This window comes from Desulfosporosinus sp. I2, from assembly GCF_000960765.1.
Lineage (GTDB): Bacteria > Bacillota > Desulfitobacteriia > Desulfitobacteriales > Desulfitobacteriaceae > Desulfosporosinus.
Genome location: NZ_JYNH01000008.1, coordinates 60,187 through 77,916 on the forward strand (window position 1 = coordinate 60,187; position 17,730 = coordinate 77,916).

Below are 17,730 nucleotides of genomic sequence, written 5' to 3' on the forward strand. Positions count from 1 at the left end.
GTAAGCTTTTCTGGGTTAACTTCCGAACCTGTCACAAGTTTAAAAAGATCGAAGTCAATAACATTGACCAATACCTTTCTTACATCAGTCTTATCGCTCTCAGCCCTGGACCTAATCGTTGCTTTTATCAGAAATGATTCATTATCGAATTACATCATGTTCGTAATTACAAATCTAGCCATTACAACTTTAGGACTTCTTATTTCTTCGGATCTTATTGCTGAGAATGATAGCGAATCAGTAAGCTGTTTTCTGGCTTATATGGTATTTCTATGGGCCTGTATTACTGTAGTTAAACTTATCTTCCTTAAATAGTCCATAGGGGCTGATTAAAAAAGACGGCTCATCTTGAGCCGCCATGGAGAAGAAGTAAGATTGGAGCTATTAACCTCTAAATGTTTATCTGATCAAACCCAGTTCTTTTTTAGTTCGTTCAGCCATTTGTTTAAGCATTTTTTCTCTATCACTATTATATAAGGGTCCATAAAACACTATTCCGTATTTTTCTAACATTTTTGCTTCTTTTTCTTTTCTGGTACGTCCTACTTCAGGGACATACTGAGATTTTCTTTTTGCTTTGTGAAATTTAGCATGATGAGCAATATCAATAAACACTGCAAGGTTTGCAGTTCTGTCGTCATCATTATTCTCGTTTAAATGATGCAGAATTTCGGTTTCTTTTAGTTTTCGTTCTAAATATCTCTCGATAATTAATCTAGAAACCTCCATTGTTTCGTAATTACTATTTATGGAAATGCTGTCGTTCATAGTTGACTCCTTTCAAAGTGTTACCCAAACGAAAAAACAACAGACATTGGGATGGATTCGAATGTCATCCCGCCAGTCAAGTTGTCTTATTTCAAAGGTAAATTCGTATAAACTTGATTTGTTTACATATTTAGTATACTATAATTTGTTCATAATCACAACTGTATGGGGGATACCTCTATGTAATATTGCCATTTTTTACAATAAAATTAATTGTTGAAAGAAGGGTTAAGAAATGATACAATAATCTAAATTAACTGTGAACACAATAAGGCGTTGTTCGATACTTATTGCTTAAGTACTTTTTGAGAAGAGTTTAACTTTTTGTACAATAACATTGAAACGGCGTTTTATTATGTGAAACATGTTTATGGCTGTATATAAGTCAAATTATAATTCGCTATATTTTTTAAAGGAGGAGATTTTATGGCTATTGGTCGTCTAGAAAAGAATAAAGAACAGGTTAGTTCAGAATCAACATATTTATTAACAACAGAAAAAGATTCGGATAATGTGGAGCGAGGAATCGTCGCTAATAAAAAAGATCCCATGAACGAGTTTCAAAAGAAAGTAAATCAAGCAATCAAAGCAAATGATCTATGCTATAACTGTGAAACAGGGTTTCATTATATGGAGTAGGTAATCAATGCTCAACAGAAGGAGGGCTTCAATATGACAGAAAAACACCGTGAAGGGTTGCTTGAGGGAAAAAGGTTGTTTTTCCCTCCTACAGGTTTTAGTTCAAAAGCAGTAATTCAAAACCATGAAATTCATGAACAAGGACAGGACTTGACGAAGTTTTGGGGCGAACAAGGCAAACGGTTAGACTGGTTTAAACAATGGGACACTGTTTTAGACTGGAATCCTCCGTTTGCGAAGTGGTATGTCGGCGGAGAATTAAATGCAGCTTATAATTGCTTAGATAGACATTTAGAGGGGGCCCGTCGAAATAAAGCAGCCTTTATATTTGAAGGAGAACTGGGTGATCGTAGAGTCTTAACTTATCAGGATCTTCATCGTGAGGTATCCCAGTTCGCGAATGTTCTAAAATCTTATGGAGTAGAAAAGGGAGACCGCGTAATAATTTACATGCCTATGATTCCTGAGGCAGTGATTGCGATGCTAGCTTGTGCTCGAATTGGTGCTCCTCATTGTGTCGTATTTGGTGGATTCAGTGCTGAAGCTTTAAGGGACAGAGTCCTAGACGCTCAGGCAAAAGTTGTTGTCACATCCGATGGCAGTTATCGTCGTGGAAATATCATCCTGTTGAAAGAAAGTGTGGATCAAGCACTTCGCAATGTAAGTTGTGTTGAAAAAGTAATTGTTGTTCAACGTACAGGTCAGCCTGTAGACATGCAAGAAAAACGAGATCTGTGGTATCACGAGGTCATTAAGAATGTTTCGATTGTCTGTCCCGCAGAACCAATGGATGCGGATGATATGCTTTTCATTCTTTACACGAGTGGAACCACGGGAAAACCCAAAGGAGTTGTACATACTGTAGGTGGTTATATGGTTGGGGTATCTACAACGCATGAATGGGTCTTTGACATTAAAGAAGAAGATGTCTATTGGTGTACTGCAGATGTCGGTTGGATAACAGGTCACAGTTATTTGGTCTATGGGCCATTGGCCAATGGTTCAACAGTGGTTATGTATGAAGGTGCTCCAGATTATCCGGAAAAAGATCGGTATTGGGAAATCATTGAGAAATACAGGGTATCAATTTTATATACTGCCCCAACCGCAATTCGCACGTTTATGAAATGGGGGGAAAGTTACCCTTTAGGCAGAGATCTTTCAAGTTTGCGACTTTTGGGTTCAGTAGGGGAACCCATTAATCCAGAAGCGTGGATGTGGTACTATAAACATATTGGAGGAGATCGCTGCCCCATCGTAGATACCTGGTGGCAAACTGAAACAGGTATGATTATGATGACGCCCATTCCAGGAATTACTCCTCTTAAGCCAGGATCGTGCACCTTCCCATTCCCAGGCGTTCATATTGAAGTTGTGGATCATGTGGGAAATTCCGTACCAAAAGGTGAGGGTGGGTATTTAGTGGTTAGCGAGCCATGGCCGGCGATGCTTAAAACAGTCTATGGGGATGACAAACGCTACGAAGATACGTATTGGAACCAATTTCCTGGTGTTTATTTTACCGGGGACGAAGCGAAATGGGATGATGAAGGTTATTTCTGGGTGATTGGACGTGTCGATGATGTCATTAATGTCTCAGGGCATCGAATTGGAACTGCGGAAGTAGAGGGTGCTTTAGTGGACCATCCATCGGTTGCCGAAGCAGCCTGTGTAGGCAGAATTCACGAAGTAAAAGGTCAAGCGGTATTTGCCTTCGTTAGCTTAAAAGAAGGAATAATAATCCATGATAGGTTAATTGAAGAACTAAAGGCTCATGTTGTCCTAAAAATCGGATCACTTGCACGACCTGACGACATATTTTTAACGGCTGAATTACCTAAGACTCGAAGCGGGAAGATTATGAGGCGTCTTCTTAAGGACATAGCTGAGGGTCGGGCAATGGGGGATACCAGCACCCTTGCTGATGTTGCGGTCATAAATATTTTGAAAAAGAATATTGACGCCCAGAAGATCCTAGATGCACGGAATACCTCAATAAAATTGGGGAGGAATATGATTTCAATTCCTGACAATGTTACATTTAATCGTTGTAAAGATGAGTCATATGAGGGATACAGTTATACAGTGTGGTTCTCGATACCTGCTAAGGATGGCTCACCTCATCCAGTGACCCATTTTTATTGCTTTCAGTGGATAGTTAGACTGAACTTGGTTGCCGAGGTCGCCTTGGCAATCACAAATATCATGATAAATAACCATAATGCTATTGAAGCATTATACGGAAGCGGGACACCAGATTTTAGCCATGCAGTAATCAATGAAGGAAATATTAAGGATGATTTATCAGAGGAAGGACAAATCTGCTTTTGTGGTTCTGAAGGCTAGGGAAAGTAGGTCATCACTAGGGCAAACAGGCAAGTGACTATCTCAATATGAGGTAGTTTTTTTGCGTAGGTTGATAAAACTCAACCACTTTTAAGTTAAGTTATCGACAACATTTGCACTAATTCTTGCGAAATAATTATATTAATCTTTTATAATAATATTAATGAACTTATGTCACAAAAAATAAGGAGGGATTAGTATGAAAGCTAAAGGAAAATTTCTTTTCATGGTTTTGCTTCTAGTAATGCTGGTATCCTTTCCTGGAGTTGCTCTTGCCCAATTTGATGACTATGGCTATAACGCCGAGGGACGATTATTTAAAGGAACTTTAGATAATTGGGAAGCACTCATGATGGGTTTGCCCTCGTCTCCACATGAACTTAACGAATTGGATACTGTATATGTTAACAGGCAATGGGACAAACTCTTTGATCCCATGATTGAAGGAAGCCCGCCATCAGGACCTGGGGCCTGGCAGAAGGCAGAGTTATGGGAATACTTCTCCGGTAACCAACTAGGATGGACATGGCATCTTAATTTAGAAGTAGTCTATTCCCCGAATAATCCGATTCCTGGTGCAATTGTATTGGAACCAGAAGCAACAGGATTTATTGGCTTTTATTGCGTCGATTATTACGAATGGATGGAGGGGCCGGATGGGGAAAAAAATGTGATTGCGAACTTATCAATTAACAGAAGCATAATTCAAAGAGCTCTTCACTTTTGTCCCTCGGAATAGCAACGAGATTTTATTAAAACATAGGTTTTTTCTTTTGGGCGAACGGATTTTGGAAAAAGAAAAAGTCTCCCCATTCATAGACATGTGAAATTATATAAACCATGTGTTATACTCTTACTAAATACTTATCCAAAGAGGGGTAGGTATTTTGTTTTATCAGATTTAAGGGGAGAGTCTATGCTTCTTTTTAAAGATTTAATATGGTTTTTTAAGCAAGAAAAGAAAAGCTATGGTATAGGTATTTTAGTTTTGGTCTGTGTAGCTCTTATTAATCTGTTTCCTCCGTATGCGGTAAGGGTTATTGTGGACGGAGCAAGTAAAGGGAATCTGACTCGAGAAATCTTGCTCAAGTGGTCTTTGCTTCTTTTGGGGGCTGGATTCATAGCATACGGATTACGGTACATTTGGCGTTTGCTAATTTTTGGAGCGTCGAGTCGCCTCGGGCGATTGCTTAGAAAGCAGCTTTTTGAGCATTTTACACGCTTATCACCGCAGTTCTATCAGGAGCACCGCACCGGAGATTTAATGGCACATGCCACCAACGATATTCAAGCAATTGAAATGACTGCTGGGATGGGGGTTTTGACCTTAGTCGATTCCCTGACGACTGGGAGCTTGGTTATTTTCTCGATGGCCTTCTTTATTAGTTGGAAACTCACCCTCCTAACGTTGCTACCTATGCCGCTAATGGCTTGGTCCACCAGCCATTATGGAACAATGCTACATAAGAGGTTTTATAAGGCCCAGGCTGCTTTCTCTGATCTCAATGACAAAGTGTTGGAAAACATTTCTGGGGTTAGAGTGGTTAAAGCGTTCGGGGAAGAAGAAGCGGAAAATGAAGCCTTTAGGCTGTTATCGGCTGAAGTTGTGAAGAAGAATATTGCAGTAGCAAAAGTCGATGCGCTCTTCGATCCGACGATCCAACTAATTATCGGGATTTCCTTTTTCCTTGCCATTGCCTTTGGGGCGAAAGAAGTCGTGAATGAGAAGTTGACCTTCGGCCAGCTTACTCAGTTTACGATTTACCTGGGACAGTTTATCTGGCCGATGCTGGCTTTTGGTTGGCTCTTTAATATTTTAGAACGAGGGCGAGCATCTTATGATCGAGTAAATATGTTACTTAAAGTTAAATACGAAGTGCTTGAATGTGAGGGGGCAAAAGACGAGGTCCCCGATGGACAAGTAGTGTTTGAGATGGCTTCCTTTACTTATCCGGGAACTCACTTGCCAGTCTTGGATAAAATTAACATAGCCGTAAATCAAGGGCATACGTTGGGAATCGTCGGAAAAACGGGGAGTGGAAAGACCACGTTATTTCGTCTCCTCATGCGGGAGTTTGATTTAGCGGAGGGTGACATTCAAATTGGCGGACTTTCAATTTATGACCTAAAGCTCGGAGCCTTGCGAGCCGCAATTGGTTATGTTCCTCAAGATAACTTTCTATTTTCAACTACCATTGCAGAGAATATTGCTTTTGGCAAACCAGAAGCAAAGCTAGAGGAAATCAAAGCGGTCGCTGATCTTGCCGCGATTCACGAAGATATCCTGCAATTTTTAGATGCCTATGGTACTTTGGTTGGAGATCGGGGCGTAACCCTTTCAGGAGGGCAAAAACAACGAATTTCCATTGCCCGTGCTCTCTTACTCCAACCAGAAATCCTCATTTTGGATGATTCTTTATCGGCCGTAGATGCCAAAACAGAAAAGGCAATTTTGCAGGGCTTAAAGGAAAAAAGGTCTCAAAAGACAACTCTAATTTCCTCTCATCGTTTGAGTGCTATTGAACATGCGGACTTAATTATTGTTCTTCATAATGGGCAAATTACCGAACGTGGTTCTCATTCCGATCTCATGGCTATCGAGGGATGGTATGCTTCCACTTACCGAAGTCAGCAGTTAGAATCACTGATTGAGGAAGGGGGAGAATGATATGGTGATTAGGCGCTTACTTAATTATCTCAGACCCCACTATAAAGCCTTAAGTGTTGCCTCGGTGATCTTACTTTTAGCCACCTTTGCCGATGTCATTGGCCCAATCTTGGTCAAAGTCTTTCTCGATCGTCATTTAATGCCCCGTTCGTTCGACTCAAAGGATTTAATGCTCCTTGGGGGCGGGTATTTGGGACTTCATATTTTATCCGTCGGGCTACACTATTATCAGCTAGTCAGCTTCAATCAGATTGCCCTGAAGGTGATTCAACAATTACGGGTCGATGTATTTAACCACGTTCAGCGTCTTGGACTTGTGGTTTTTGACAAAACTCCGACTGGGGCCTTGGTTTCTAGGATTACCAATGACACTGAAGCGGTTAAGGAGTTATTCGTGGGTGTTTTAGCGACTTTAGTGCAAAATTTGGTATTTTTAATGGGTATTTTTATTGCTATGTTTAGTTTAGATGTTCGACTAGCCACTTTTTTCCTGGTCTTACTTCCTGTAATTCTTGGCTTGATGTATATGTACCGAAGGTTAAGCACGAAGGTTTATCGGATCATGCGTAAAGAGCTCAGTCTGCTTAATGCCAAATTGAATGAATCGATCCAAGGGATGACGATCGTACAGGCTATGCGCCAAGAAAAGCGCTTCCGACAAGAGTTCGATGTCATTAATAGTGCCTATTATCGGGCATCAATCAATAACATCCGCTTAGAAAGCCTCTTTGTTAGACCAGCCGTTGAGTTGATTTACACCTTTGCCCTCGTGCTTATCTTAGACTTCTTTGGGTTTCAGTCGTTGAAAGGACCGATACAAATTGGAGTACTTTATGCCTTCATTAACTATTTAGATCGCTTCTTCGAACCAGTTAATATGATGATGCAGAGGTTGTCTCAAGTTCAGCAATCGTTGGTTGCAGCCGAACGAGTCTTTGAGCTCTTAGACGATGACCGCATGGCGCCTAGAACGCTTAGAGATACCGAGCCACCTGCGATTCGAAATGGCCAAATTGAATTCAAAGAGGTTAGTTTCTCTTACGACGATTTATCGGGGGCTGGAATAGATGTTTTGAAAAAGATCAGTTTTATTGCTTATCCAGGCCAGACCGTGGCTTTAGTAGGGCATACTGGAAGCGGTAAAAGCACGGTTGCAAATCTTCTGATGCGCTTCTATCCTGTCTCTCGAGGAGAAATTCTCATTGATGGGGTAACTTTGTCTGAGTTTCCCGATCAAGAGTTGCGATCGAGAGTTGGATTAGTGGCTCAAGAACCATTTTTATTTGTCGGAGATATCATCCAAAATATTACTCTTTCGAGGACCACCGTGACTAAGAATGACGTGGAAGAAGCGGCTTCGTTTGTTCAGGCGGATGAATTTATTCGAAAACTTCCCCAAGGATTCGAAGAACCGATCGGGGAGCGGGGAGCAACATTGTCAAGCGGTCAACGTCAACTTATTTGTTTTGCTCGAACAATGGCAATTAAACCTAAAATCCTTGTTTTGGACGAAGCGACAGCCAGCGTTGATACGGAAACCGAAGAAGCTATTCAAACGGCCTTAGAAAAAATGCGTCAGGGTCGTACGACGATAGCGATTGCCCATCGGCTTTCCACAATACAGGATGCTGACCTCATTTTGGTCCTACACAATGGCAGGATTGTAGAACGAGGGACTCATACAGAGCTTCTGATTAAAGAAGGGCTTTATCACAAAATGTTTATGATGCAGCAGGGAACAATGGGGGGAGGTTAAACCATGACTTTGATGACCAGTATCCCAATGATAATAAAAGGAACAACCAATGATTTGGACGAATTGGAAAGATTATATGATAATTTAAATAGTTATTTAGAATTTAGCACGAATTATCCTGGTTGGGCAAAAGGGATATATCCAATTAGAGAAACGGCTGTTAATGGAATTCAAAATGATAATTTATTTGTATTCAGAATAAATAATGAAATAGCAGGTTCCATAATACTAAATCACGAACCTGAAAATGCCTATGCTCAATTAACATGGGGGATTGAAGCAGACTATCAAGACGTTATCGTAATACATACACTTGTCGTCAATCCAAAATACATTAAGAGCGGTGTTGGAAAGCAATTAATGGATTTTGCAAAGAGATATAGTATTGAACATACCATGAAAACAATTCGCTTAGATGTTTCTATTCACAATACACCTGCTATCTCATTATATGAAAAATGTGGATATACTTACGTTGGAACAGTTGATTTAGGCTTAAATATTCCTGGATTAGTTTGGTTTAAATTATATGAATTGATTTTATAGGGTACAGAAGAATACAAATGACCGCTTCGTTTTTATCCAACATAAATGGAAAGCATGTTTTTAAGGTCGTATGGTTAAAGTAATATAAAGTTTAATAATCAAGGAGGGTAAGTGATGGATAAAATAGAGAAAATACACGATACTCAGGAGAAAGCCGAACAAAATAAAAAGCATCAGGGTAAAGGAAATCCAGCTAAAGAGTTACCCAATAAGCAACATAATACTAATAAATAACTCTTTTAAAGACCATAATCTATTGTAGATTATGGTCTTTTTGCGCAAAGTTGGCTCGATTTCCTTAGAAGTAAATAAGATTCCCATGGACATTGTTTTCTTGATACAATATAGTTGTGATTATATTGGTAATTGATAAGGAATAACAAAATGAAGGTAACGGATTCCCTCATTTTAGCCTTAAATCCACTGACTACGGCTCTACTTGCTTCCATTTTTGTGGGCGAAAAATTCACTCGGAATTTGGGGGTTGTCAACAGAGAGTATTTGGGGATGCTAATTCTGTCAAAATCGTGATATAATTATGATATAATATTGATGGTGAGGTGAGTAATATGCCAGTAATTCGTCCAGTTTCAGATTTGAGGAACAAAACCCCCGAGATTGAGGAAATTTGTATAAATGAAAAAATACCTGTTTTTATAACCAAGAACGGCAATGGGCATTTAGTCATCATGAGTCAGCAGCTTTTTGAGGAACAGCAAGCCCTATTAGACCTTTATGAAAAGCTAGACGAGGCCGAAGAACAAAGTCGTGCCGGAAAAAGCCGTCCGTTCCACGATGTTATGGCAGACATAAGGAGCCGCATCCATGCCAAAGCATCTAATTAGTATCACCGAGGCAGCAGCACAGGATCTGGCCGAAATTGTTGATTATATCGCAAGCGACAATCCTGATGCCGCACTTAAATTAGCTGAAAATATTGAACAAGGCATCATAATTCTTGAGGATTTCCCTCTGACCGGCACAACACCGAAAGATCGAAGACTAACACGGCAAGGATATCGTATTTTGATAGTCGATAGTTACTTGGTGTTTTACGTTTTCTTGAATAAGGAGATGGTAGAAATCCGGCGTATTATTAGCGGAAAAAGAGACTATAAGTTTTTACTTTAGTAGAAACGTTAGAGATGAAAGCGGATACGGAGTTCTATCAAGGTATGGCACAATTGCTAAGGGCTTTTTTAGAAGAAGATAAAGACGGATTAACTGATAAATAGGGTGCGAATTGAATAGATTAGCGTTGCTATCCCTCAAATTTATTTGGGGGGTAGTTTTTTATACCAGTCTTTACATTTATAATATACTTGTTTCATAGTTGGAAGATAAATTTCATGATGACTATTGATGAATTGAAAAATTCAAGTATAATAGTATTAGTATATTATAAATATGTTATTTAATAAGGTTATAAGTATCTTACTTATGTAAGAAGAACTGAGAAAACGTTAGAAGAAGGGACTGGTTATGATGCTCCAAGCGTTTGCTGATTATGTAGCGTACACCTTGTTTGGTCTTATGCCAAACAGCCATTTAGGTGCTGCTGTTGACTTTTTTATTTACGATACGATAAAGATTTTTTTAATGTTAGCCACTATTATCTTTTTGGTTTCACTGATCCGCAGCTTTTTCCCACCAGAACGCACTAAGAAAATTTTAAGCCATAAACGAGAATTTATCGGGAATATTTTAGCAGCCCTGTTGGGAATCGTGACTCCGTTTTGTTCCTGTTCTGCAGTACCAGTTTTTATCGGCTTTGTAGAATCTGGTGTGCCCCTTGGAGTTACCTTTTCCTTCCTTATATCCTCGCCGATGGTAAATGAAGTGGCCTTAATCATGCTATGGGGAATGTTTGGCTGGCAGATCGCAGCAATTTACATCGCTACTGGGCTTACCGTCGCTATTGTCGGTGGTTTGGTGATTGGAAAACTTAAACTTGAACATTTGGTGGAGGAGTATGTTTACAACATCAAAATGGGCGAAACTGAATTGGCTGCTTTAACTTGGAAGGAAAGGGTAGAGTATGCTTGGGAATACGTGGTGGACATTCTGAAAAAGGTTTGGTTGTATGTCATTATCGGGATAGCCATTGGTGGCGCAATGCATGGCTATGCACCTGCTGATTTCCTCGTCAAATATGCTGGTAAGGATAACCTATTGGCCGTTCCTCTGGCAGTGCTCATCGGAGTGCCTCTTTATTCCAATGCAGCTGGGATCATACCCATTGTCAATGTGTTGATGGAAAAAGGGATGGCAATGGGGACGGTTCTCTCCTTCATGATGGCCGTTACAGCCTTAAGTTTGCCCGAAATGATTATTTTGCGCAAAGTCCTAAAACCTAAATTGCTTGGCATTTTCGTTGGGCTCATGACGGTGGCGATAATTTTCGTAGGGTACTTGTTTAATTGGATATTCGTATAGCTTGAAAGAGTCATAGTTTGGGTCGTCACCTAGAAGAGAGTTCTTTCCTTCAAGGAGTAGGAACTCTTTTTAGACCTAACAATTCTTTCACCAACGACTTCCATTTTACGAGTGAGGAAGAGCTTGAAACGGAAATACAGGCGCTAAAACGGGTAGCGGAGGAGTTGGGCTAATGAAAACTCTAGTGTTGAAGACAGGGGCATTTGGACAGAAAGTTCAGATGCCCTTATTATTTATGGGCATTTCCGCCAGAGGTTGAGACTGATTCAGGTATTCGGCCACATCTTAGTTCTTCGCTGCAGAAAAGTGCGGAGAAAATTTCCTGTTGGCAAAATAGATTAGAGAAAAAAATAGTGCAAAGAAAATAGGGTTGTAGTATAATATTAGAATATGATAATATAAAGTAATAAGAGATGTTTTGGTGATTTATTTTAAAGAAGGAAGGGTAGGAGTTACGGTATATGTCTGCCTCTATTCCTAGCAGGTGGAGAGGAAGACGGGTTTTTTTCAGAGGGCTGCATTGATTACTGTACGAGGTGTCAGGCTCTATGTCCTGCAGAAGTGATCCAGTATTATGGAGATACGGGTGGTCCTAAGACAACCTGCAGCTGTGGGTGTTGAAGCTGCCACGAAGCAAGCAAGGACGGAAGAATAATTTTAAAGATTGAAGGGTGAAGGAAGCATGAACAAAAATAAGATTATCATGTTGCTCGGCTTAGCGGGGTTTATCGTCATGGCAGATAACTGGGTAGTGTCTCCCATACTGCCGACTATATCGCAGAATTTAGATATTGACATTTCAAGGGCGGGACTCTTAATCACGGCCTACATGCTTCCCTTTGGTATTTTTCAGATCATCTTTGGCCCCTTGGCGGATCGATATGGAAAAAAACAGGTCATCACGTTGGCGATGATCATGTTTACGATAGCGACTGGGCTTTGTGCATTAGGTTCAAGTCTCACTAGCCTGTCAATCTACCGGGTGCTTACGGGAGTGTTTGCCGCATCGGTTATGCCAATCTCCCTTGCGTTGATAGGGGATATGTTCCCAGTCCAAGAACGACAGGGTGCGATAGGAACGTTTATGGGTATCTCGTTTCTTGGTCAAGGACTCAGTATGGCCATAGGAGGCACGATTGCTTACTTCCTTAATTGGAGAGGAGTTTTTGGCATCTATGCTATACTAGCCATAATTCCAACATTATTGCTCATAATAAATTACAAGTCGCTCCCCTCAGAAAAGCACCCTGATAGCAAAATCTTTACGCCGTATGCTAAGCTGCTGGGAACGAGCAGAAGTTTGTATACTTATATCATCGTTTTACTGGAGGGTATTTTCATCATCGGAAGCTTTTCTTACGCAGGAGCCTACATTGCGAAAACGTATGGCTTCAACAATTTATATATTGGGCTAATTATGACTGCCTTCGGAATCATGTCTGTGATTGGCGGGAGAATGAGTGGCAAGTTAGCGGCTAAAATGGGTGCGCGCAAAGTATTGAGCTTGGGACTTGTTTCAGCTGCAGTTGCAGATATCATTATCTATCAATATGGGGACGTATTGGGGATGTTGATCCTAGGTATTGCCTTATTGGGATTTGGTTTCATCTTTACTCATTCGACGCTGCTCACTAGAGCTACAGAGTTTGCTCAGAAGGCCAGGGGTGCCGCAATGTCCTTGGTAGCATTTTGTTTCATGGGCGGAGGCGGTGTCGGTACTGCTATTGGCGGAAGGGTCATCGCAGCCATGGGGCTCAATTACCTTTTCCTAATTAATGGTATAGCCCTCATCATCACGTTGCTCTTGAGCTTTGTCCTGATAAGGGATCATGTCGTGGAAGACGATGAATCCAAGGAAATGATTGGGAATTTATAGAAAGAGAGAACGTGGACTATGAGCTCTTAAAACTTTGAGCAATCCACAAGAGGATAAAACCAACTGCCTATATTACCTTGAAAGAATTATCGAGGATGGCGAGCCTTTGCCTCAAATACAACACCTTCTTTAGTAGAACAAGAATTAGGTAAGCGAAAAATGAAGATTAGTATCAACGATGGTCTGCGAATGTAAGTGTAATAGTATGAAATCCTGAAACAACTCGTTTCAGGATTTTTCGTCACCGATGTCTCGATATTCAGCTTTAGCTAAATGGTTTTCTTATTTTTCAAAAGGTGTTTTGTCCACATCAAGCGTGAGGGGACTTACGGCGAGCATCTTCATTCCCAAAGCAAGATATTACGAGAAACAAAGTCTTACACAGAATTTGATTGCAATATCAAGGTCGTTGTGCTATTTTATATATGAACAGATAAACATATGAACATACATATCCATATAATAGAATGAAACCTTGATATCGAGTATATTTTGGGAGGGAAAGAGATGTCCGAACTGATACCTGAGGTAGAAGAACGAGTTAAGTATCGTATTGTAGGGGAATTTTGTGCAAATTGTTCGGCCAAAATGGAGAGAATGTTGAGTTCAACGGCAGGAATGGGAGAGACAACGATCAATTATGCGACCAAGACTGTTTTCTTGCCTCCTACACGGGTAGCGCAAGCTCAGGAGATTATAGAGAAGATTGAAGCGGGAGTAAAACTCGTACCGATCCCTTTGAAGCAAAAAGTGGCGAATCCAGACAATACTGCTGCTGTAAATAAGGAGAATCAGTGGAGAATCGGAAGGATTATTATTGCGTGTGTGCTATTTGCAGGGGGTTTGGTTTTTGAGTCACGTTGGAAAAACGGTCCTTGGGAAGTTGTGGAGTATTGGGTCTTCTTATCAGCTTATTTTATAGTAGGCTACAAAGTTCTAGTAAAGGCTGTCCGCAATATATTCAGGGGACAACTCTTTGATGAGAACTTTCTGATGTCCTTGGCTACCGTTGGGGCGATTGCAATTCATGCTTTGCCTGAAGCAGTTGCAGTTATGTTGTTCTATTCTGTCGGTGAATACTTAGAGGAGCGGGCGGTCAACCGTTCCCGAAATTCCATTCAGGCCTTGCTGAATTTTCGTCCAGAGTATGCCAATCTAATTCATCAGTTGGATGTGATCAAAGTTGATCCCGAAGAAGTGCAGGTTGGCCAGCAAATTTTGGTTCGTCCGGGAGAAAAGATTCCTTTAGACGGCGAAATCGTGAACGGGAGTTCGTTTGTCGATACATCTGCTTTGACAGGGGAGTCAGTACCGAGGAAAGTCCAGGTGGGGAATACCATTTTAGCCGGTATGATTAATACTACGGGGGTCTTGACAGTGCGTGTCACGAAGATATTTGCTGAGTCATCCGTACAAAAGATCTTAGATCTAGTTGAGAACGCCAGTACCCACAAAGCAACTACGGAAAAGTTTATTACAACCTTTGCCCGCTATTATACGCCGGCCGTTGTCGTGGTGTCTGCCGGAATTGCCTTAGTCCCTCCACTTTTAATGGGCGGGAATTTTCAGGATTGGCTGTATAGAGCACTGACAATCTTGGTCATTTCTTGCCCGTGTGCTCTGGTTATTTCTGTCCCACTCGGCTATTTCGGGGGGATCGGGGGTGCTTCACGTCACGGGATCTTGATCAAAGGAGCGAACTATTTAGAAGCGTTGACAGATATTCGAACCGTGGTGTTTGATAAGACGGGAACTCTGACGGAAGGAGTTTTTCAAGTTGTAGAAATCAGCCCGGCAAAAGGGTATGAAGAAAGGGAACTTTTAGAAATTGCAGCTCGTGCAGAAGCTCATTCTCCTCACCCTATTGCTAAGTCAATTCGCGAGATGTATGGGAAAGACGTGAAAGTCAGTGATTCAACAGACTTACTGAGTTATGAAGAAGTAAGTGGTCAAGGGATTCGAGCGTTTTTAAACGGAAAGACTGTGCTAGTGGGTAAAGCTGGACTATTGGAACAGGCTGGGATCTCTTTGCCCAGACTTACGCTTGATAAGGGACTGGGGACGGTCGTCTACATCTCCATAGACGGAGACTATGCTGGACACTTGACGATCTCTGACCGCGTTAAGCCCGATTCCAGAGACGCGATTGCTCGCTTAAACCAGATGGGCATGAGGACGGCTATGCTCACTGGAGATAACCAAGCCGTCGCCAGAGCAGTCGCGGAAGAACTAGCCTTGACTGAATATCACTCTGATTTAATGCCTGAGGATAAGGTTTCTTGGCTGGAAACGCTTAGTCAAACAAAACAACAGGGTAAAGTGGCATTCGTGGGCGATGGACTCAACGATGCTCCGGTGTTAACCCGTGCGGATGTGGGAATTGCTATGGGTGGCTTGGGGTCGGATGCAGCGATAGAAGCAGCCGATGTCGTGATTATGGAAGATCAACCGAGCAAGCTTGTGGAGGCTATCCATATTGCTCGGTACACAAAGAAGATTATTTGGCAAAATATTGGAGTTGCGCTGGGTGTGAAGTTGGTGTTCATTTTGTTAGCGGTCTTTGGATTAACCAATATGTGGATGGCAATTTTTGCCGACGAAGGCGTTGCCTTGCTTGCTATTATGAATGCCATGCGGGTTAGGTGGTATCGCAGCCCGGAAAGATACATGCCAGAAGCTACATTATCACCAATCGTTAATGTGGCGGCAAGCTAGTTTTCATGCAAATGACCGAGATCTGGAAATAGGTGAAACAGGGGGACATGAAACAGGGGGACAGGTGATTTGTTTTGCTTTCCGTGAAACAGGGGGACAGGTGATTTGTTTTGCTTTCCGAAGTGGTTATTGTGGCGGTACGCTAGCAATCTATGTTAGAATGATGGTGACAAGGTCTATCCATTTAAGTTCGGAGTGAATTCATATGATTATGAAGAAAACAGAGGCTGATGCCACTATAATTGAAAAGCTTGAAAATGTAGAGGATGCCGTTTGTGACATCTTATGCATACATCATGAAGTGATCAATAAGTATACGCACCAACTGATTACCCCTGTCAGGGCGAATAATCTGGCGGAATTATTTAAGACGCTGGGTGACCCGACTAGAATCAGAATTATGGATGCCTTGGCGAAATCAGAGTTCTGTGTTTGTGATCTAGCTGAATTATTGGGTTTAAGCCAATCTGCCACCTCTCACCAACTGCGAGTGCTTCGGAATAGTGATCTTGTCAAATACCGGCGGGAGGGCAAGATGGTCTACTATTCTGTGCATGACTCTCATGTCTCTGAACTTTATCGTCAGGGATTGGAGCATATCGACGAGGGCTAAGGCAATAACATTCATAATTGATACCACTATAAAGGTCCAAGGTCGTAATGACTTTGGACCTTTGATAATAATCCGAAAGTAGATATATTGGGGTGCTTGAAGGTATCCCTATTTATGTTTAGTGTACAGATATTGACAAAAAAGTCGTTAAGATTATAATAATATATATTATAGAATTATAATATTAAGAAGAGGAAGTGCGAAGATGTTTACTGTTCTGATGTACATTGTGGCTTTCGGCTTTCTTGTCCTTTCCTTTATAAAGGATAAGAAAAAGACTTTCATAGCCTTAAAGAAAGCGTGGAAGTCATTTGAAAATATACTGCCACAGTTCCTGTCTATTTTGATTATCATAGGGATCATGCTGGCAGTTTTGAGCCCTGAAGTAATTTCTGGATTAATCGGAGAGAAATCTGGGTGGTGGGGAATGTTAATGGCTTCTCTGGTCGGTTCAGTTACCTTAATACCGGGTTTTGTAGCCTTTCCGTTAGCTTCAGTTTTGTTGAAAAACGGTGCTGGTTTTATGCAAATCGCCGTATTCATCTCAACCTTAATGATGGTTGGAATCGTGACAATCCCTCTGGAGATCAAGTATTTTGGTAAAAAGGCTGCAATACTCAGGAACAGCTTAGCGTTTGCATTTTCGTTTATTGTAGCAATCGCAATCGGGGTGGTGTTGAGATGAAAATTCTACTTAAACGATACAAGTTTTTCTTAGTCCTGCTCCTTATTAATATAGTAGTCTACGGTTTGTATCCATCCGTCGGTCAAAAGTCAATAGACATCACTTGGAGCAATGCAGTGGAAATGCTTTCGGTTATTCCGCCCATATTTATCCTGTTGGGGCTCTTAGATGTATGGGTTCAACGAGAAACAATGATCAAGTTGATGGGCGAGAAATCCGGAATACTTGGGATTTTAATAGCATTCTTTTTAGGTTCGGCTGCTGCCGGGCCGTTATATGCAGCTTTTCCCATAGCAGGAGTGCTCCTGCAGAAGGGAAGCAAGTTCTCAAATGTCTTAATTTTTATAGGTGCGTGGTCAACAACTAAAATACCGATGCTCTTATTTGAGGCTTCTTCGATGGGGTGGAAGTTCATGATGACGAGGTTTGTGATCGACATACCAGGGATAATGTTGATTGCTTACATCACGGAGAGGTTAATGAACGAAAAAGAGAAACAGAACGTTTATGATCAGGCGAGCTTAAAACAATGAAGTCGAATTTAGGTTTAATGAGTTGTCTATGACGGGTAATAACAGTTCGTCGATGAAGTAGTTTCACTGCGTAAAAAAATGGCTCTACTTAAATAGTAGGAGCCATTAAATGTCACAGCGCATTCAGAAGCAAACCTGTAAAACAAATA

Annotated in this window: 17 protein-coding genes; 16 read left to right on the forward strand and 1 reads right to left on the reverse strand. The window is 41.2% G+C overall.

Annotation, left to right across the window (positions count from 1 at the left end):
* Positions 1-399 precede the first annotated feature (399 nt).
* On the reverse strand, positions 400-768 hold the full coding sequence (locus UF75_RS03950) for a hypothetical protein (RefSeq protein WP_045573294.1): 369 nt from the start codon (positions 766-768) through the stop codon (positions 400-402).
* A gap of 426 nt (positions 769-1,194) precedes the next feature.
* On the opposite strand from UF75_RS03950, the gene UF75_RS03955 reads away from it, so the two are divergent.
* The 16 genes from UF75_RS03955 to UF75_RS04030 all read left to right on the forward strand — a co-directional run bounded on the left by UF75_RS03955 (position 1,195) and on the right by UF75_RS04030 (position 17,581).
* Complete coding sequence (locus UF75_RS03955) at positions 1,195-1,407, forward strand: hypothetical protein (protein ID WP_045573295.1); 213 nt, start codon at positions 1,195-1,197, stop codon at positions 1,405-1,407.
* Positions 1,408-1,440: 33 nt separating this feature from the next.
* The gene (gene acs, locus UF75_RS03960; RefSeq protein WP_045573296.1) at positions 1,441-3,753 is read left to right on the forward strand and encodes an acetate--CoA ligase; all 2,313 of its coding nucleotides are present in this window, start codon (positions 1,441-1,443) and stop codon (positions 3,751-3,753) included.
* A gap of 199 nt (positions 3,754-3,952) precedes the next feature.
* Positions 3,953-4,492, forward strand: a complete 540-nt coding sequence (locus tag UF75_RS03965) for a hypothetical protein (RefSeq protein ID WP_045573297.1) — start codon at positions 3,953-3,955, stop codon at positions 4,490-4,492.
* Positions 4,493-4,669: 177 nt separating this feature from the next.
* A complete protein-coding gene (locus UF75_RS03970) occupies positions 4,670-6,421 on the forward strand; it encodes an ABC transporter transmembrane domain-containing protein (protein WP_045573298.1) in 1,752 nt (583 codons plus the stop codon).
* Position 6,422: 1 nt separating this feature from the next.
* Positions 6,423-8,177 (forward strand): ABC transporter transmembrane domain-containing protein, encoded by a 1,755-nt coding sequence (locus tag UF75_RS03975; RefSeq protein WP_045573299.1) that lies wholly within the window; start codon positions 6,423-6,425, stop codon positions 8,175-8,177.
* A 3-nt stretch (positions 8,178-8,180) separates the two neighbouring features.
* Positions 8,181-8,723, forward strand: a complete 543-nt coding sequence (locus UF75_RS03980; protein WP_242860105.1) for a GNAT family N-acetyltransferase — start codon at positions 8,181-8,183, stop codon at positions 8,721-8,723.
* A 114-nt stretch (positions 8,724-8,837) separates the two neighbouring features.
* Complete coding sequence (locus UF75_RS03985; protein ID WP_045573300.1) at positions 8,838-8,957, forward strand: DUF4023 domain-containing protein; 120 nt, start codon at positions 8,838-8,840, stop codon at positions 8,955-8,957.
* A gap of 335 nt (positions 8,958-9,292) precedes the next feature.
* Positions 9,293-9,568 (forward strand): type II toxin-antitoxin system Phd/YefM family antitoxin, encoded by a 276-nt coding sequence (locus UF75_RS03990; protein WP_045573301.1) that lies wholly within the window; start codon positions 9,293-9,295, stop codon positions 9,566-9,568.
* Entirely contained in the window at positions 9,549-9,854 is a 306-nt protein-coding gene (locus UF75_RS03995) for a type II toxin-antitoxin system RelE/ParE family toxin (RefSeq protein ID WP_045573302.1), read from the forward strand. The genes UF75_RS03990 and UF75_RS03995 overlap by 20 nt, the downstream gene beginning before the upstream one ends.
* A gap of 354 nt (positions 9,855-10,208) precedes the next feature.
* Positions 10,209-11,159: a permease gene (locus UF75_RS04000; RefSeq protein WP_045573318.1), complete on the forward strand. Its 951-nt coding sequence runs from the start codon at positions 10,209-10,211 to the stop codon at positions 11,157-11,159.
* A gap of 682 nt (positions 11,160-11,841) precedes the next feature.
* Positions 11,842-13,035 (forward strand): MFS transporter, encoded by a 1,194-nt coding sequence (locus UF75_RS04005; protein WP_045573303.1) that lies wholly within the window; start codon positions 11,842-11,844, stop codon positions 13,033-13,035.
* Between the two features lie 507 nt (positions 13,036-13,542).
* Positions 13,543-15,750, forward strand: a complete 2,208-nt coding sequence (locus tag UF75_RS04010; protein ID WP_045573304.1) for a heavy metal translocating P-type ATPase — start codon at positions 13,543-13,545, stop codon at positions 15,748-15,750.
* Positions 15,734-15,949 (forward strand): hypothetical protein, encoded by a 216-nt coding sequence (locus UF75_RS04015; protein WP_045573305.1) that lies wholly within the window; start codon positions 15,734-15,736, stop codon positions 15,947-15,949. The genes UF75_RS04010 and UF75_RS04015 overlap by 17 nt, the downstream gene beginning before the upstream one ends.
* A 12-nt stretch (positions 15,950-15,961) precedes the next feature.
* Positions 15,962-16,363 (forward strand): metalloregulator ArsR/SmtB family transcription factor, encoded by a 402-nt coding sequence (locus UF75_RS04020; protein ID WP_045573319.1) that lies wholly within the window; start codon positions 15,962-15,964, stop codon positions 16,361-16,363.
* Between the two features lie 205 nt (positions 16,364-16,568).
* Positions 16,569-17,048: a hypothetical protein gene (locus UF75_RS04025; RefSeq protein ID WP_045573306.1), complete on the forward strand. Its 480-nt coding sequence runs from the start codon at positions 16,569-16,571 to the stop codon at positions 17,046-17,048.
* Positions 17,045-17,581 (forward strand): permease, encoded by a 537-nt coding sequence (locus UF75_RS04030; protein ID WP_045573307.1) that lies wholly within the window; start codon positions 17,045-17,047, stop codon positions 17,579-17,581. Before UF75_RS04025 ends, UF75_RS04030 begins: the two co-directional genes overlap by 4 nt.
* Positions 17,582-17,730 lie beyond the last annotated feature (149 nt).